The following is an 18397-nucleotide window of genomic DNA, read 5'->3' on the forward strand; positions in this document are numbered from 1 at the left end:
ACTACTGTCACTCCCTCTTCAGCTTAACATTGGTATGTTTTCAAACTTCTCCAATGATGATCAATGTCCTTTTCCCCAAGACAAAAAACCATCCGTATCAACGAATGGTTTTGGTCAGTTACGCCAGGCAGGCTTTTGCTTTTTCTAAAGCGAGCTGAATTTGTTTAAATCCAGTTCCGCCTGCGCTTGTTCTTTTTTCAACAGCAACATACGGATCAAGAACGGTGTAAATGTCTTCTTCAAAAAGATCGCTCGCTTCTGTGAATGTCTCAAACGGAAGATCACTTAAGTAGATGCCTTTTTGAATGCAAGTATACACGAGCTTGCCAACGATTTCGTGTGCTTCACGGAATGGCATGCCTTTTTTCGCAAGGTAGTCTGCCACTTCGGTCGCATTTGAGAAATCTTCTTTTGTTGCTTTTTTCATGACATCTTCGTTCACTGTCATTGTTTGAATCATGCCTGTGAAGATTTGCAGGCTGCCAGCAATGGTTTTGACTGTATCAAACATGCCTTCTTTATCTTCTTGCAAGTCTTTGTTATACGTAAGCGGCAAGCCTTTCATGATGGTGAGAAGCCCCATCAGGTTGCCATACACACGGCCTGTTTTTCCGCGGATCAATTCTGCCATATCCGGGTTTTTCTTTTGCGGCATCATGCTGCTGCCTGTTGCATATGTGTCATCAAGCTCAATGAATTTGAATTCTTGTGAGCACCATAAAATGATTTCCTCACAAAGACGTGATAAGTGCATCATCACAAGACTGCTATTAGACAAGAACTCTAAAATGAAATCCCGATCACTTACGCCATCAAGGCTATTTTCGTAAATATGATCAAAGCCAAGTAGCTCTGCTGTGTATTCACGATCAATTGGGAATGTCGTTCCTGCTAACGCTCCGCATCCAAGTGGAGACACGTTAATTCGCTTCAAAGAATCTTGGAAACGCGCTTTGTCACGCTCTAGCATCCAGAAATAGGCGAGCATATGATGCGCAAAGGAAATAGGCTGTGCACGTTGCAAGTGCGTATATCCTGGAAAAATCGTTTCAACGTGCTGTTCTGCTTTTTCCACAAGCACTGTTTGAAAGGAAGAGATCAGTTCAATGATATGCTCTACTTGGTTATTCAAATATAAATGCATATCGGTTGCAACCTGATCATTCCGGCTTCTCGCTGTGTGCAACTTGCCGCCAAGCGGACCAATCTCATCAATGAGCATTTTTTCAAGGTTTAAATGAATGTCCTCATAATCCACTGAGAATTCGAGTTCATCTGCCTCCGCCTTTTTCATGAGCTTATTCAGTCCATCTTTAATGGTAGCGGCCTCCTCATCGTCTAGGATACCGCATGTATTCAGCATACTTGCATGAGCAAGGGAGCCGGTCAGATCTTCTTTGACTAATTGTTTGTCGAAGTGAATGGACGCGCCAAACTCATCGACCCATTTTTCTGGTGTTTTTTGAAATCGGCCTCCCCAAAGCTTTTTCATGCTTTAACCTGCTCCTTTTTATTCACGATGCTGTTTACTTTTGTTGGTAAGCCCCAAAGGTTAATAAATCCTACCGCTGCATCATGATCAAATTCATCTGCTTTAGTGTATGTTGCAAGATTTTCATCGTAAAGTGAATATGGTGATTTACGTCCTTCAACAATGGCATGGCCTTTAAATAGTTTCACACGTACAACACCTGTTACGTTCTGTTGTGTTTCTTGTAAGAAAGCATCTAGTGCTCCTTTAAGTGGTGAGAACCATAATCCGTTGTATATTAATTCAGCCATTTTTTGTTCAACGATTGGCTTAAAGTGTGCGACTTCCTTCACTAGCGTTAAGTCTTCAAGCTCTTTATGCGCTTTTAGAAGTGTGACAGCACCTGGGCATTCGTATACTTCACGAGATTTAATACCAACAAGACGGTTTTCAACGTGATCGATTCTACCAACCCCATGCTGACCAGCGACTTCATTTAAATGAAGGATGAGATCAGATAAGGAATACTGAATACCATCAATAGCTGTTGGTTTTCCTTTTTCAAACGTGATTTCAATGATTTCAGGTGTGTCAGGTGTTTTTTCAAGTGGTGTCGTTAAATCATACGCTCCTTCTGGCGGTGCAGCCCAAGGATCTTCTAAAATGCCGCACTCATTACTTCTGCCCCAAAGGTTTTGGTCGATTGAATATGGGCTGTCTAAGTTAATCGGAATTGGAATACCGTGCTTCTGAGCATAATCGATTTCTTCATCACGAGACCATTTCCACTCACGCACTGGTGCGAGAACTTCTAGGTCTGGATTCAATGCTTTAATGGATACTTCGAAACGGACTTGGTCGTTTCCTTTACCAGTACATCCGTGCGCAACCGCTACTGCATTTTCTTTTTCTGCGACTTCCACTAATTTTTTAGCAATAAGCGGACGAGATAATGCAGATACAAGCGGATATTTTCCTTCATACATCGTGTGTGCTTGTAAGGCAGTTAGTGCAAATTCCTCTGCGAATTCTTCTTTTGTGTCAATCATGTAAGACTGAACCGCTCCTACTTGAAGTGCTTTTTGTTGAACGAATGCTAAGTCTTTTCCTTCACCTACGTCTAGGCAGCAAGCTACAACTTCGTATCCTTGCTCTTGTAACCATTTAACTGCAACAGAGGTATCAAGACCTCCGGAATATGCTAATACGACTTTTTTATTTTGTGACATGATTGAAAAGCTCCTCTCACTTGTTTTGAATCTGTGAATGTTTTTTGCATAAAAATAAGTTTTAATTTATAAACATGCATTTAGTATGTATACACTGTAACAAGGAAAAATTGTTTTTTCAACCCCTTTATGAAAAAAACTCTGCCAAATTTTCTTGGCAGAGTCATTTTGGGCTATTTTTGATCTTTTTCAAGCTCTCGTAAAACGTGAGGAAGCTCTGGAATGATGAGTTTTGTCATGGCTAAGCGAACAGCCCCAGTCGATCCTGGTGTGGCAAAGACGGCTTTTTGATTGACGACCCCAGCCGCGGCGCGGGATAAGATAGCGGCTGAACCAATGTCTTCTGTATAGCTCAGCATGCGGAAAATTTCGCCAAAGCCAGACAGTTCCTTCGAGAAAAGCGGGGTAATCGCTTCAATGGTGACATCCCTTGCGGCAATCCCTGTGCCCCCGTTTAACAACACGGCATCTATTTTTGGTTCGCCTGTTCCCTCTAGTACAGCGTCTTGGATCGCTCCAATGTCATCTTTTACAATATCGTATGCAAGAATGAGATGTCCCTGTTCTTTGAGCAAATCAATCATCAGACGGCCGCTTTTATCTGTTTCTTTCGTTCTTGTATCGCTGACCGTAATGACTTTCACATAAAGCCTCGCTTTCGCCTCACGTTTATGTTCTGTCACACCCATTTTTCGCACCGCTCCCTTTTGCTTCGTATTGGACAACATTATAGCATGCTGCTTTTAATAGAAAAAAGCTCTTTTCCTTATTGGAAAAGAGCTTCTTCCTTTTCATTTATGCTAAGCGCATAACATCTCTTGCAATCATGACTTCTTCGTTCGTTGGAATAACGATCACTTTTACAGGAGAGTGAGGATAGCTAATGAATGCTTCTTCGCCTCTCATGTTGTTAAGAGAAGGATCCCAGTAAACGCCCATGAATTCTAGACCACGAAGTACACGTGCTCTAACTTCTGAACTGTTTTCACCGATTCCAGCTGTGAAGATGATCGCATCTACGCCATTCATTCTCGCTGCATAAGAACCGATGTATTTATGAATACGGCTTGCAAAAATATCAAGAGCTACTTCTGCACGGTCGTTTCCTTCTTCTGTTGCTTCTTCGATATCACGAAGATCACTTGATAGACCAGACACACCTAAAAGACCACTCTTCTTATTCAAAGTAGAAAGTACTTCTTCAGCTGTATGTCCTGTTTTCTCCATAATAAATGGAATAAGAGCAGGGTCAATGTTACCTGAACGTGTACCCATCGCAACACCCGCAAGTGGTGTGAAGCCCATTGACGTATCGATTGATCTTCCGCCTTCAACTGCTGCGATACTCGCACCATTTCCAAGGTGACAAGAAATCAGACGAAGCTCTTCAAGAGGACGGCCTAATAGCTCTGAAGCACGCTCTGTTACGAACTTATGGCTTGTCCCGTGGAATCCGTATTTACGAATACCAAAGTTTTTGTAGTAATCGTACGGAAGGCTGTATAGGTAAGACTGCTCTGGCATTGTTTGGTGGAAGGCTGTATCGAACACAGCAATCGCTGGTACGTCAGGCAGAATTTGTTTGAATGCTTTGATTCCTACAACGTTTGCAGGGTTGTGCAGTGGTGCTAGCTCAGAAAGCTGATCAATGTCATTGATGACTTCATCAGTTAAAAGAACAGAGTCGCTGAACTTCTCTCCGCCGTGAACAACACGGTGTCCTACACCGTCAATTTCATTAAAGTCTTTGATGATGTTAAATTCAATTAGTTTTTCAAGTAGCATTTTAACCGCTACTGCATGATCTGGAATATCTGTGACTTCTGTTTTCTTTTCTCCATCTACAGAAATCGTGAAGATACTGTTGTCCATTCCGATTCTTTCAACAAGACCTTTTGTTAAAACGGTTTCTTCTGGCATGTCGAACAATTGGAATTTAAGAGATGAGCTTCCTGCGTTGATTGCGATAATTTTAGACATTCTTGTCGCTCCTTTTACTCAGTTGTTATATAAGGTTTCACGTTTTTTCCGGTGCTATATTCAACCTGTATGACGGGTCTTTTATAGTTTAACGATAAGTCCGAAAAATATCTGACTTTTTCATTTAAACATTGAAAACTTTGCATTTCAAGTGCACCTTTGAACTGTTACCGCTTACATCGATAAGTCGTTATTTTCTGAATAATAAAAAAGCCAGACATCACTCTGGCTATTCTTTCGTTTCTTTTTCTTCTATAAACCATTGATCTAATTTTCTCATTACACTCACCATTGATTCTTTTTGTGAGAAAGATGGCAGATTGGCAAACAGCATCCGTTTTGGTGCCTCAAGCCCTTCCTTTTTCTTTTGCATCACAAACAAGCTTTTGGCGTGCTTTTTGTCCTTGAACATGGAGACTGGCAGTTGAATCAATGCATTCATATATGCCTGATCTTTGATAAAATCCTTTAATTGCACGCTTTCTTTTCCTTCAAACAAATCGTTTGGAATGATGAAGAATAAGAAGCCGCCTTCTTTTGTATAACGAAGGCTTTGTTCAATAAATAAATAATGCGCAAAGGCATGTCCTTCTTTTGCCTTTAATTCATAGTCTGCTGCACGTTCATCATTTGGATAATATCCAACTGGCAGACTGCATACAGTGACATCTACTGGAGAGATTAAAAGCGGCTCAAGGCTGTCTTGATGGAAAAGCTCGACTTCCTTCTCTTCCAAGTTCGCCTGTGCCCATGCAATTTTGATGAGGACATCATCAATTTCAGATGCAAAGCCGCGCTTTGTTTCTGCAGTCAGATTATTTAAGACAGCAAGCAGTAAGTTCCCTGTTCCTGCTGCTGGATCAAAGACAACTAGCTCTTTTTGACCTTCTAAAAATTTATTTACCAAATAACTGACAAACAGCCCGATCGTATCTGGGGTCATCTGACGATTTGGATGGGAAATATCCTTTTGTCCTTTTAATACGGCGAGCTGAAACGCTTTACGAATCTGCTCATGATCATAAGAGGCAAAATCTGCTTTCTCTATTACATCCTTTAGTAAACCGTCTCGATCATTTGCTTGGAAAAAGGCTTCTCCCGCTTCAGCCAATGCTTCAATATAGGAAATGCTTTGTTCCTTTTTTAATCGAATAGAAGCTGTATCGAGCAACTCGAAAATCGTACTTACTTGATCTTTCTGCAATTTCTTTTCTCTCCTCGCTTTGTTAAAAGCTATATGTTCTCATTGAAAAGAGCCCCAGTATGAAGCCGGAGCTCTTGTCGATGCTGCTTTTATAACAGTGATTTTGCAGCTTCAATGGCTTTTTCATAATTTGGGTGATTCGTTGCTTCGCTTACGTATTCAGTGTAAACCACTTTCCCATTAGGGTCTAATACGAAAACTCCACGCGCCAATAAACGCAATTCTTCCATATAAACACCGAATGCTTCACCAAATGACATATCTCTGTGATCAGATAATGTTTCGACATTTTCAATTCCGTTTGCTCCACACCAGCGTGCTTGTGCAAATGGAAGGTCTGCACTAATTGTATAGATATTGACCGGACCTAAACCGGCTGCCTCTTCATTGAAACGTCTTGTTTGTGCGTCACACACACCTGTATCAATAGAAGGAATCACTGAGATGATCGTCACTTTTCCTGTTAAATCAGAAAGTGAAACTTCCCCTAGTGAGTTCGTTAATACCGTGAAATCTGGAGCCTGCTCGCCTACTTTTACTTCATTTCCTACAAGCGTGACAGAACTCCCTTTAAATGTGATCGATGCCAAAACAATTCCTCCCTTATCAAATGTATGGTTCTATCATAGTAGAGAAAGCAAAAAACTGCAAAGCCTAATCGTCGCTTTTGAAAAAAAAGTTAACTGCAGCGCAGCTAACTTTTTAAAGGTCTATGTCATCTAGTTTTCGTTCTTTATGACGGTTCTCCCGTTCATCTTTCTTAAACATGTGCTGAAGACGTTCAATTGCTTGAGGAGCAGAATCCAATATTTTATCAAGCAGATGTGTATGTTCATCCAAATGAAGCATTCGAACGCCGTTTGTTCCGACAATTAAGAAAGCGATTGGTGTAATAGACACACCTCCGCCGCTTCCCCCGCCAAATGGGAGTCTCGGTTCTTTTCGTTCTTGATCATCAGAACGTTTTTCTTTCTTTTGGTTCCCGTTAAATTCACTGCCGCCGGCTGCAAATCCAAAACCAACCTTCGATACAGTGAGGATGACACTGCCGTCAGGGGTTTCGACTGGATCGCCGATGATTGTATTCACATCTATCATTTCTTTTAAGTTTTCCATCGCTGTCTTCATCAGACCTTGGATTGGATGATCTGCCATTTTCGGGTTCCTCCTTAAACAGATGATTCATTCTTCGTTGCTTGAAGAGAGGCACTTTTTCTCGCCTTTCTTCCTTTTAACCAATGGACAAGTAAACGAATGGCTGCAAGCATAGCATGTCCAATACGAAAATAAGCTATACATGTAAACTGGGTCTGTGACACATTGTGCTGAAAGGCAGGAATGACTTCATATACCGGTTTATGCTTAAAGGTGAGATGCTCCTGCATAAAGGCAAGGAGTGCTCCTTTGACTGACCATACCCCGCCAGCTGCTACACCTGTTAAAGCAGCGTCATGAAAGCCGATCCATGTTGACCAATGAAACGATACAATTCTCATGTGAATGAAGAAATTACGCATGATCCGGTTTAAATCGACGATCTCTTTTGTGATACGCTCCATTTGATGAAGGATTTGCTTCATATCACGTTTTCCCACTTTTTTATGTATAGATTCTTTTTCGTGACTAGGGGTCTGGGCGCTCGCCATCTTCTTTTCACGTATATCAATCGTTTGATCTTCTGGATTGACCCTCACCATTGGAATGTCTTTTTTGAGTCTGATGATTCCATATAAGGTGATGATCTTCAGCGCAAGGTGGTCATTGTCATTTGCATGTGAATAATCCAGTGAAATGGTCACTTTCATGAAGATCAATAAGATCCCAAGGAACAAAAAAGCTGCGATCCAAACGTAAAGCACTATGCTCACTTCCTCCATAACAAATGATGCTTCCTCTACGATTATGGCTCTCATTCTGGATTTTATACCCAATCATAAAAAAAGAGTTTGACCGGTACCCGGCCAAACTCTTCTGATTATACGTTTGCTTCTGTTTTTTCATATAGGTGTTCATGGACGACCACCGTATCAGCAAAGTAATCATGAACCCCTTGCTTTTTCGGTGTGAACCCAACAATAGCATAGAGAACAAAAAGTGTATTAATGTAGCGTCCCACAATTTCTCTAAAGAAAATGACATCCCATGCCAGTTTCTTCTCAGGTTGAAGTGAGACCACTTTGATCCCAAACACCATTTTCCCAAGTGTTTGTCGAAAAATTTTCGTCATGATGGCGAAATAAAGCAGGAACACAATCGTCGTTGTGACGGAAAATGGAGAAAACCATCCTCCTCCTTTGGACCAGCCGAACAGACTAAAGATCGGAGAAACCGTCAAATGGTTGACACCCCAGACGACGAGCCAATCAAGAATAAACGCCCAAAACCTAATCCAAAAGCCTGCAAACGCCTGTGCTTCAATCACTGCACGTTTCGCAAGAGCCGGATTCGATTCTTCTTGGCTGCGGCTTTCGGTTACTTCATCGAATGTAGAATCCATCTATGATCCCTCCTTTATTTTGAATAGAGATACATCGGTTTAGACCCATTTGAGCCAGCCAGTGTTTCTTTTAGATTGAGAAAATCAATTTCACTTTTAAAGAGTTTGCTTGCGCTCATATTGAAGAGAGAGTTCCAGCCAAAGCTTTGAGAATAGCTGATCACTGTCGCTCCTTTTAACCCTTTTTCATTTTTCTTCATCGCTTTGATTGCATCTTCATAATAACCAAGCTCATCGACTAATCCGTTCGATTTCGCCTGTGTTCCGTCATAAACCCGGCCGTCCGCAATTTTCTTCACATCTTGTTTTGACATGCCGCGCCCTTCAGAGATCACTTTGACAAATCCTTCATACGAGTTATTGACCATGCTTTGCATGATGTCGCGCTCATCTTTCGTCATATCACGATTTGGCGACATGATGTCTTTGAATTTTCCGCTTTTAATTGTTTCGTATTTAATCCCTAAATTATCTGCCAGCTTTGAATAGTTCAAGCTTTGCATGATCACACCTAAAGATCCTGTTAATGTTTCAGGTGAAGCAAAGATTTTCTTGGCTGGAGTTGATACATAGTAGCCACCAGACGCTGCCATAGAGCCCATAGAAACGTAAATCGGCTTCTTCGCTTTTTTCACTTCTTCTAATTTTTTATGTATTTCTGCACTTTCATAGACACCGCCGCCTGGAGAGTTGACGCGCAGCAGTACGCCTTTTACTGAAGCATCATCTTTCACTTTTTCTAGTTCCTTCAGAAATGCACGATGATCATAACCTTCTCCGCCTAATAGACTTGATGCACCGCCATTATCTTGAATGGTTCCATTAATCTCAAGAACCGCAATTTTTCCAGCACCGCTTCCATCCTCTAGTACCTTCTCTTCTATTTCATCCCCAAATTGATAGCTCATTTTATTGTCATTGAAGCTTTCATACAAAGCCGTCGTGACACTAATCACAATTGAAAATCCGAAAACTCCAAGTGCAATGATTAACGCTACCCATCTTTTCGCATTCATCTTTTTCTCCTCCTTTTTGTCTCTCTTCATTGATACGAATATTTGCATGAAATGTTTCACAGGAATTGTGGTTTTTTTACATTTCATTTCATCATATGATAGCACCTCCCTTAATTCACGATCAACTTTACATCGTCTGCCAAGTGATACGCATGACGAAAAATTGGCTTTTTTCTCCTCTCTCTGCACCTAATAGGCTAGAGCTTCACCACAACGAAACACCTAAACCACTCTTTCATGAGAAAACAGCTATTCAATTATGCTCAAATTCTGCCCTTTTCAAATCCCTTACATTGACTCATTTCTAAAAATGAATGCCACCATCATGAAGGTTTTTCTAATGTTTTTACTTTCATATGAAAAAAGTGTAAAATGTGAGCAAGGCTTCATATGTAAGCCCTTTATTACTCTAAATCTACTTTTGACAACGAAGGGGAGAACGTCAATGACAGACAATCGTCGCAATGTATTTTTCTTTTACAAAAAAGATCATGAATTGAATGGACACATTTCTTCTCTGGAGAAGCTCGCTACCGATCAAGGCTTTCAAGTCGTCAAGCGTGCAGAGGATGCCCATATTATTGCTTCAATTGGCGGAGATGGCACATTTCTTCAAGCAGTCCGTAAAACGAACTTCCGGGATGACTGCTTATATGTAGGGGTATCAAAAACAGAGAATTCGCATCTATACTGCGATTTTTCATTAGAACATTTTGATAAAATGATTGATGCCATGAACACTGAACAGATTGAAGTGAGAAAATACCCGATCATCGATGTAAGCGTTGACAGTACCAACCAGTTCCATTGCTTAAATGAACTGTCGATCCGCTCAAGCATTATTAAAACATTTGTGATCGATGTGTATATAGATGATTTCCACTTTGAAACATTTAGAGGAGACGGAATGATTATTTCTACTCCGACTGGCTCAACAGCCTACAATAAATCGGTAAACGGTGCCGTGGTTGATCCGATGCTTCCATGTATGCAAGTTACAGAGCTTGCATCGCTAAACAACAACTCATACCGTACACTCGGGGCGCCTTTCATCTTAAGCAGTGATCGCAAGCTAACGCTGAAGGTTGTGCAAGACGGAAACGACCATCCGATTATCGGGCTTGATAACGAAGCGCTTGGCACAAAACACGTCAAACAAATCGACATTGGCCTTTCAGGAAAAGTCATTAAAACAGTGAAATTAAAAGACAACTCCTACTGGGAAAAAGTCAAACGCAGATTCCTTTAATCAAAAGCTCCTTTATGGGGCTTTTGTTTTCTTTTCAGCGTGATAGAAAACCTTTGAAGTCTAGGAAGAGTGAGCACCGGAACGGAGCGAATTTGCCATTCGTGAGTACCGGAGCGCAAATCTGACACCGAATGCGAGGGTTTGTCTACACGCTGAAAGCTCCTTTATGGGGCTTTTTTTCATGTCTTTTCATTCATGGTCATGATTATGGTATGATGTCACAAGTATGAATGTACGAAAAGGAGAACACGATGACATTACAACAATTTGATCAATATCCATTAAGCGATGAATTAAAACAAGCGCTAAAAGCACTTCATTTCCATACACCTACACCTGTTCAGCATGAGACATTATCCGTTGCTTTTTCAAAGCAGGATCTAATCGTCAAATCTCAGACTGGTAGTGGCAAGACGGCAGCCTATGGTCTGCCGATTTGTGAAATGGTTGATTGGGCTGAAAACAAACCTCAAGCCCTCATCCTCGTTCCTACGCGAGAACTCGCCATGCAGGTCAAACAGGACCTTACAAGCCTTGGACGATTGAAACGAATCAAAGCCGCAGCTATTTTTGGAAAAGCCCCTTTTCAAGCCCAAAAAGTAGAGCTTGCACAAAAAAACCACATTGTATGCGGAACACCAGGACGAGTCTTGGATCACCTTGAGAAAGGTACTCTTTCCTTAGAAAACCTTAAATTTTTCGTGTTAGATGAAGCGGATGAAATGCTGAACATGGGCTTTATTGATCAAGTCTCTTCTATTATTCAATATCTGCCGCCAAAGCGCATGTCAATGCTGTTTTCAGCGACCATGTCTGATGAGATGAAGAAATTAAGTGAACAGTTTCTACAATCACCAAAAGTAATTGAAATTGCACGGGAAGAAACGTCTGTTCCACAAATCACCCACACCGTGATTGAAACAGAAGAAGAAGCGAAATTCTCTCTTCTTCAGCGTACGATCGTGATTGAAAATCCAGATAGCTGCATTATTTTCTGTAATACACAGGACCGAGTGAACGAACTCACAATGAAGCTTGATAAGTGGGATGTGCCCTGTGACAAAATTCATGGAGGCATGAGACAGGAAGACCGCTTCGCTGTCATGGATGAATTCAAAAACGGTGAGTTCCGTTATTTAATTGCAACCGATATAGCAGCCCGGGGTATTGATGTCAGTGATATGACACATGTGATTCATTATGATCTCCCCTATGAAAAAGAGCGCTATATTCACAGAACAGGAAGAACAGGCAGAGCGGGAAAAAGCGGAAAAACCATTGCATTTATGACAAGAAATGCAAAGCCTCTGATTGATGAATTAAAAGAGGAAGCAGGTATTGATTTCAAGACGCAGCCATACCCAACAAAGGAAGACGCAGAGCAGCATGTCGAACGCTTTGAAGAAAAGATTGAAACGCCGATTCAAAAGGAAAATAAACAGGCAGGCGTTGAAAAAGATATAATGAAGCTTTATTTTAACGGCGGGAAGAAAAAGAAGCTGCGGGCTGTTGATTTCGTTGGGACCATTGCCAAAATAGACGGCGTTGCCTTTGATGACATTGGAATTATTACCATCCAAGATACGAAAACATACGTCGATATTCTTAACGGCAAAGGCCCTCTTGTGCTGAACGCCATGCGCCACACAACCATTAAAGGCAAGCAGTTAAAAGTTCATGAAGCACGTTCATAAAAAGTGAAGGCTAAGCGCCTTTACTTTTTTATTTAAATTAAATAAGCTTACAACGCTTGAAGCATCAGCCTTTTCTGCGTCCAACATGACAAATGTCATATTGAATACATGATGGGTGCTACTATGAGCAGGACACCTTTCCTTCTATACTTTGAAGTAGAAAGAAACGGAAAGGACTTGAACGTTCATGACGACTTCAACAAACACACAGCAGCAAGCCACTTTAAGAAAACAAGTTGGCCAATTCTCTGGTGCTAATTCGAAAAAAAGTATCATTCAACTCTTTAATACATTCATTCCATTTTTAGGGCTTTGGTTTCTTGCCTATTATAGCCTGAACATCTCCTATCTTTTAACCCTCTTCTTTGCGGTTATTGCAGCTGGTTTTTTAGTACGTGTCTTTATTATTTTTCACGACTGCTGCCATCAATCCTTTTTTAAACAGAAGCCGCTGAATCACCTGTTCGGATTTGTAACGGGCGTACTCACCCTTTTCCCTTATCTTCAATGGCAAAGAGATCATTCAATTCACCATGCCACAAGCAGTAATCTAGACAAACGAGGTACTGGTGACATTTGGCTTTTGACAGTCAAAGAATATCAAGAAGCATCAGCTTGGACGAAATTCCGCTACAGATTTTATCGTAATCCTTTTGTCATGTTTATTTTAGGACCGATCTTTGTCTTTCTCTTAAAAAACCGTTTCAACGTCAAAAATGCTCGTAAAAAAGAGCGCTGGAACACGTATTTCACAAACGTGAGCATCATTGCACTAGCAGCTGCAACGTGTCTTATTTTTGGCTGGCAGGAGTTCCTGCTTGTCCAAGGTCCCATCTTCCTGATCTCAGGTTCAATCGGTGTATGGCTGTTTTATGTACAGCATACGTTTGAGGATTCTTACTTTGAAGCAGATGAGCATTGGAATTATGTGCAGGCAGCTGTAGAAGGCAGTTCTTTTTACAAATTGCCAAAGCTTCTTCAATGGTTAACAGGCAATATCGGTTATCACCATGTCCATCATTTAAGTCCGAGGGTGCCGAATTATCACTTAGAGCATGCACATGATCATAGTGAGCCACTTCAAAATGTACCAACCATCACTTTAAAAACAAGTATTGAATCAATGAAATTTAGACTTTGGGATGAAGACACGAAAGCATTCGTTACCTTTAAAGAAGCACGGCAATCTAAGAAGATGCCCGCACCTGTCATTAAAGGAGACATTCTAAAGAAAAATGCATAATTGGTGCAAGCTCTTTCTTTCACTAGAAGGAGCTTGTTGTCATTTACAGGATGCAACCATAAGTTGAATTTGATAAAGTAAGGAAAAAGAACGAAAACGGAAAAGGTGGCACACGGATGAAAAAACAGTTTAAAATTCAAAAATTGCATGGGATTTCTCCCTATATATGGGCCATTTTTTTCATCCTGCCCTTCTATTTTATCTTAAAGACGCCTACGACTTTAGGTATTGTCATTGGCATTATTTTAAACGTGGTTTTTTTCGGAGTGTATCGTTTTGCCTTTGTCGCAAAAGGCTGGTCTTTATATGTCTTCGGTCTTTTATTGATTGCGATTTCGACTGGCTATGTGATGCTCTACAGCTACATTTATTTCGCTTTTTGCATCGCCTATTTCAATGGGCACATTAAAAGAAAAGTCCCTTTTTATATTTTATACTATATTCATCTAGGGAGCGCCGCCGTAGCCGTGAACTTTAGCTTGATTTTAAAAAAGGGCTGGTTTCTCACACAAATTCCTTTTGTTGTGATCACACTTATTAGTGCCATTCTCCTTCCTCTCAGCATTCGAAGCCGAAAAGAACGTGAACGCCTTGAAGAGAAATTAGAAAATGCCAATGAACGGATCGCCGATCTTGTAAAGCTTGAAGAAAGGCAGCGCATCGCACGTGATCTGCATGACACCCTTGGACAAAAGCTTTCTCTTATCGGTTTAAAAAGTGATCTTGCCCGCAAACTCGTCTATAAAGATCCTGAGCAGGCTCGTGCTGAGCTGAAAAGCGTCCAGCAGACCGCCAGAACATCTCTCAATGAAGTGCGGAAGATTGTTTCCTCTATGAAGGGCATACGCATCAAGGATGAAATGTCGAACATTGAGCAAATTCTCGAAGCGGCCGGAATTGAATTGATCTATGATGAAAAGGAAGCGCCAAAACACATCTCTCTTCTTAACGAAAACATTGTCAGCATGTGCATCAAAGAGGCTGTGACAAATGTCGTCAAACATAGTGATGCGACCATCTGCAAAATCACGATTCATCAAAAATCAAAGGAAGCTATTATCACTGTCGAGGATGATGGAACATTTAAAGGCGATTATCCCCCCTCTCAAACGAAGGGTCACGGTCTTTTAGGCATTAGAGAAAGATTGGAATTTGCAAATGGACGCCTGCGTATTGAGACAAAGGACGGGACAAAGCTGATCATGAGCATTCCAAATGATTCAGCAGCAAAAGACAAGGAGGGGATGAAATGATCAACATCTTTATCGCAGAAGATCAGCAAATGCTGCTCGGTGCACTCGGTTCACTTCTTGATTTAGAAGACGATATGACGGTTGTTGGAAAAGGTACGAACGGTCAGGACGCCATTGATTTTGCCGAAAAACACCCTGTTGATATTTGCTTAATGGATATTGAAATGCCAGGAAAAACGGGACTTGATGCAGCGGAAGAGCTCAAAGGAACTGATGTAAAAATCATCATTTTAACGACCTTTGCCCGCTCTGGCTATTTCCAAAGGGCGCTTAAAGCTGGCGTCAGCGGCTATATGCTGAAAGATAGTCCAAGTGAAGATCTGGCAAGTGCCATTCGCAGTGTGATGAAAGGGAAAAAGGTGTACGCCCCTGAATTAATGGAAGACTTATATAGTGACGAAAATCCTTTAACAGAACGAGAGAAATCAGTCCTTGAGCTCGTCGCAGACGGCAAAAACACAAAAGAAATTGCGAAAGAACTCAGCATTAAAAGCGGCACTGTTCGAAACTACATTTCGATTATTTTAGATAAGCTAGAAGTGAAAAACCGCATTGAAGCCATTACACGTTCAAAAGAAAAAGGCTGGTTTAAATAAGAAAAAAGATCAGGACACATGCTGCCTTGATCTTTTTTTCTATTAAAAATTTCCCCTCCTATTTTTTATCACCAACGATCAAAATGTAATTGACAATAGACTACACTTCTATGATATGATATTCAAGTGATAATAATTATCATTATCACTCATACAATCAAATACCGGCGAATGTGCCGATTTCAAAGGAGTCTACATTCATGAAGAAAATATTGTTCCCTCTGATGCTCATCTTTGTACTTGCATTGAGCGCATGTGGCAATAGCAACAGCTCTTCCTCAAATAAAGGAAATCAATCCACATCATCAGACAAGATTACATATGAATCTGAAAATGGCCCTGTGAAGCTGCCAGCCCATCCAAAACGTGTCGTTGTACTTGGCTCTTACACTGGTAATGTCATGTCACTTGGTGTGAAGCTGGTCGGCGTCGACTCTTGGTCAAAAAAGAACCCTCGCTTCCAGAAGGAACTAAAAAATGTGGAAGAAGTATCGGATGCCAATGTCGAAAAAATCATGAAGTTAAAGCCTGATGTCATCATTGGCTTAAGCAATACAAAAAATGTAGAAAAACTGAAAAAAATCGCACCAACTGTCTTGTTTACGTATAACAAAGTCGATTACCTTCAGCAACATATTGAAATTGGAAAAGTATTAAACAAAGAAAAAGAAGCCAAAGCATGGGTAAAAGATTTTAAAGAACGCGCTGCTGAAGCTGGAAAAGAAATTAAAGCCAAAATCGGTAAAGATGCAACGGTTTCAGTCTTTGAAAGCGGCACAAAAGATCTTTACGTGTTTGGTGATGCATGGGGCCGCGGCACAGAAATTCTTTACCAAGCAATGAAACTAAAAATGCCTGAAAAAGTAAAAGAAAAGGCATTAAAAGCTGGCTACTATGCCGTTTCACAGGAGGTCATTCCTGAATTTGCTGGAGACTATATGATCATTAGTAAAAACAGCGAAATGGACAATTCCTATCAAAACAGTGAAATTTACAAGTCCATCCCAGCTGTGAAAAAACATCGTGTGTATGTGGCAAATGCAGAAGAATTCTATTTTAATGATCCACTCACACTCGAATATCAACTATCATTCTTTAAAAAGCACTTTTTAGGTAAATAAACTAAAGCAAGGGAGCCCTTCCCTTGCTTTTTTCTTGTCTGCTTCTAGCGGCAGCGCCTTTTTTCCGCTACAATTACATACAAGCGAATACAAAAAGTGTGGTGCTGGTTTTGTTTAAAATTCTACTGATTGAGGACGATACAACCCTCTTCCAAGAAATCAAAGAACGTCTCGTGAACTGGTCCTATGATGTTTATGGGATTCACGATTTTCAACAGGTGATGCAGGAATTCACTTCTGTTCAGCCTGATCTCGTCATTATTGATATACAGCTTCCAAAATACGATGGTTTTCACTGGTGCCGAATGATTCGGCATCATTCAAATGTACCGATCATCTTCCTCTCCTCTCGTGACCATCCTGCTGATATGGTCATGTCAATGCAGCTCGGCGCCGATGATTTTGTACAAAAGCCGTTTCACTTTGACGTGCTCATTGCCAAAGTCAGTGCCGTTCTTCGCAGAGTACATGATTATAATGCAGAACCTGCCAGCTTAAAGGTATGGTGCGGCGCTACAATTGATCTAGAAAAAAACACCGTTACAAATGATCACGGTGAAGTGGAATTAACGAAAAATGAACTGTTTATTCTTAAGGAATTGATTCAACATAAAAATCATATTGTCAGCCGGGAATCGCTCATTCAAGCACTGTGGGAGGATGAACGATTTGTCAGTGACAATACACTTACTGTGAACGTCAATCGCCTTAGAAAAAAACTAGATGAGATCTCTCTTGGCACCTACATTGAGACAAAAGTGGGCCAAGGCTACCTTGCAAAAGAAAAGGATGATCAATGATGCTGCAAGCATTTTTAAAGGAACGAAGAAGCTGGATTCTGTTCTTTCTTAGTTTGCAGCTCCTCATTCTGTTTGTTGCTTTTTTGGATACGACCATTCCAATGGCGTCTCTTTTTTATATTGTGTTATTATCTACGTTTTTCATGATCGTCTTTCTCTTTTTCCGATACCGTAAAGAAACGGCGTATTATGAGCGTCTGAAAGAATGGGATGATCATATTGATCATCAAATGCGGCTCACGCCATCTTCCCCATTTGAACAGCTTGTACATGATGCGACGTCTGAGCAAATTGACCGCTACCGGAAGATGGCGGCAGAACAACAAATCGCCCTTGAAGAAGAGAAGGATGAATTGCTCTCATGGATACATGAAGTGAAAACACCTCTCACAGCGATGCACTTGATGATTGACCGCTTAACAGAGCAGCCACTGAAATCGAATATGACATACGAATGGCTCAGAATCCATTTATTACTCGACGCCCAGTTGCACCGAAGCAGAATACGTCATATCGAAAATGATTTATTTATTGAACAGCTGGACCTGCAAAGTATCCTAGCAAAGGAAATCAAAGCGCTCCAATCATGGTGCATGCAAAAAGGAATCGGGTTTGAACTCACGCTAGAAGAACGTCACGTATTAAGTGATGCAAAATGGTTATCCTTTATAATCAGACAGGTGCTCACAAATGCAGTCAAGTATAGTCATTCGTCTGATATTGCCATTGAAAGCAAGCACATCAATGACCAAGTGATGCTGACGATCACAGATCAAGGCAGAGGAATAGACCCAAGAGATCTGTCTCGTATTTTTGAAAAAGGCTTTACCTCAACGAGACACCACAATGACACCGCCTCAACAGGAATGGGGCTTTATTTAACGAAAAAAGGAGCAGACGCTCTTCATATCAAGATCGAGGTCAACTCCACGATAGATCAAGGCACAACCTTCACCTTCATCTTTCCGAAAAAGAATGATTTTGTGCATATTGCGAGCATGTGACAACAATGTCACATGCTCGTCTGTTTTGTTCGCCAAATCG

General features: G+C 41.0%; 18 protein-coding genes. 8 read left to right on the forward strand and 10 right to left on the reverse strand.

The features are described from left to right. Positions 1-118: 118 nt before the first annotated feature. The 10 genes from argH to sppA all read right to left on the reverse strand — a co-directional run bounded on the left by argH (position 119) and on the right by sppA (position 9397). A complete protein-coding gene (gene argH, locus NKR21_RS14540; protein WP_119125219.1) occupies positions 119-1492 on the reverse strand; it encodes an argininosuccinate lyase in 1374 nt (457 codons plus the stop codon). After that, positions 1489-2700, reverse strand: coding sequence for an argininosuccinate synthase (locus NKR21_RS14545; protein WP_119125220.1), 1212 nt, complete (start codon positions 2698-2700; stop codon positions 1489-1491). The genes argH and NKR21_RS14545 overlap by 4 nt, the downstream gene beginning before the upstream one ends. Positions 2701-2873: 173 nt before the next feature. Then, positions 2874-3389, reverse strand: coding sequence for a MogA/MoaB family molybdenum cofactor biosynthesis protein (locus tag NKR21_RS14550; RefSeq protein WP_088004243.1), 516 nt, complete (start codon positions 3387-3389; stop codon positions 2874-2876). A gap of 106 nt (positions 3390-3495) precedes the next feature. Next, positions 3496-4680 carry an acetate kinase gene (locus NKR21_RS14555; protein WP_003216471.1) on the reverse strand — a complete coding sequence of 395 codons (1185 nt, stop codon included), beginning with the start codon at positions 4678-4680 and terminating at the stop codon, positions 3496-3498. 229 nt (positions 4681-4909) lie between these two features. Then, positions 4910-5884: a class I SAM-dependent methyltransferase gene (locus NKR21_RS14560; protein ID WP_012010877.1), complete on the reverse strand. Its 975-nt coding sequence runs from the start codon at positions 5882-5884 to the stop codon at positions 4910-4912. A gap of 89 nt (positions 5885-5973) precedes the next feature. Next, positions 5974-6474 carry a thiol peroxidase gene (gene tpx, locus NKR21_RS14565; RefSeq protein ID WP_012010878.1) on the reverse strand — a complete coding sequence of 167 codons (501 nt, stop codon included), beginning with the start codon at positions 6472-6474 and terminating at the stop codon, positions 5974-5976. A 112-nt stretch (positions 6475-6586) separates the two neighbouring features. Beyond that, on the reverse strand, positions 6587-7039 hold the full coding sequence (gene ytfJ / locus NKR21_RS14570; RefSeq protein WP_003216488.1) for a GerW family sporulation protein: 453 nt from the start codon (positions 7037-7039) through the stop codon (positions 6587-6589). A 14-nt stretch (positions 7040-7053) separates the two neighbouring features. Then, on the reverse strand, positions 7054-7761 hold the full coding sequence (locus NKR21_RS14575) for a DUF2953 domain-containing protein (protein WP_088004247.1): 708 nt from the start codon (positions 7759-7761) through the stop codon (positions 7054-7056). A 98-nt stretch (positions 7762-7859) separates the two neighbouring features. Then, positions 7860-8381: an RDD family protein gene (locus NKR21_RS14580; RefSeq protein WP_012010880.1), complete on the reverse strand. Its 522-nt coding sequence runs from the start codon at positions 8379-8381 to the stop codon at positions 7860-7862. Between the two features lie 14 nt (positions 8382-8395). Continuing rightward, positions 8396-9397: a signal peptide peptidase SppA gene (gene sppA, locus NKR21_RS14585; protein ID WP_144455548.1), complete on the reverse strand. Its 1002-nt coding sequence runs from the start codon at positions 9395-9397 to the stop codon at positions 8396-8398. Between the two features lie 445 nt (positions 9398-9842). On the opposite strand from sppA, the gene NKR21_RS14590 reads away from it, so the two are divergent. From NKR21_RS14590 to NKR21_RS14625, 8 genes are all read left to right on the forward strand, one after another. After that, on the forward strand, positions 9843-10646 hold the full coding sequence (locus NKR21_RS14590) for an NAD kinase (RefSeq protein WP_144455546.1): 804 nt from the start codon (positions 9843-9845) through the stop codon (positions 10644-10646). Positions 10647-10897: 251 nt separating this feature from the next. Beyond that, positions 10898-12340 (forward strand): DEAD/DEAH box helicase, encoded by a 1443-nt coding sequence (locus NKR21_RS14595; protein WP_144455544.1) that lies wholly within the window; start codon positions 10898-10900, stop codon positions 12338-12340. Between the two features lie 187 nt (positions 12341-12527). Then, on the forward strand, positions 12528-13583 hold the full coding sequence (gene desA, locus NKR21_RS14600; protein ID WP_012010883.1) for a Delta(5) desaturase DesA: 1056 nt from the start codon (positions 12528-12530) through the stop codon (positions 13581-13583). 116 nt (positions 13584-13699) lie between these two features. Continuing rightward, positions 13700-14836: a sensor histidine kinase gene (locus tag NKR21_RS14605; RefSeq protein ID WP_012010884.1), complete on the forward strand. Its 1137-nt coding sequence runs from the start codon at positions 13700-13702 to the stop codon at positions 14834-14836. Next, positions 14833-15432: a response regulator transcription factor gene (locus NKR21_RS14610; RefSeq protein WP_012010885.1), complete on the forward strand. Its 600-nt coding sequence runs from the start codon at positions 14833-14835 to the stop codon at positions 15430-15432. The genes NKR21_RS14605 and NKR21_RS14610 overlap by 4 nt, the downstream gene beginning before the upstream one ends. A 200-nt stretch (positions 15433-15632) precedes the next feature. Beyond that, positions 15633-16553, forward strand: a complete 921-nt coding sequence (locus NKR21_RS14615) for an iron-hydroxamate ABC transporter substrate-binding protein (protein WP_012010886.1) — start codon at positions 15633-15635, stop codon at positions 16551-16553. Positions 16554-16663: 110 nt separating this feature from the next. Beyond that, positions 16664-17353: a response regulator transcription factor gene (locus tag NKR21_RS14620; protein WP_148660152.1), complete on the forward strand. Its 690-nt coding sequence runs from the start codon at positions 16664-16666 to the stop codon at positions 17351-17353. Continuing rightward, positions 17353-18357 carry a sensor histidine kinase gene (locus NKR21_RS14625; RefSeq protein WP_012010888.1) on the forward strand — a complete coding sequence of 335 codons (1005 nt, stop codon included), beginning with the start codon at positions 17353-17355 and terminating at the stop codon, positions 18355-18357. The genes NKR21_RS14620 and NKR21_RS14625 overlap by 1 nt, the downstream gene beginning before the upstream one ends. Positions 18358-18397: the final 40 nt, after the last annotated feature.

The sequence above is a fragment of the Bacillus sp. 1735sda2 genome (assembly GCF_024159245.1).
Classification (GTDB): domain Bacteria; phylum Bacillota; class Bacilli; order Bacillales; family Bacillaceae; genus Bacillus; species Bacillus pumilus_O.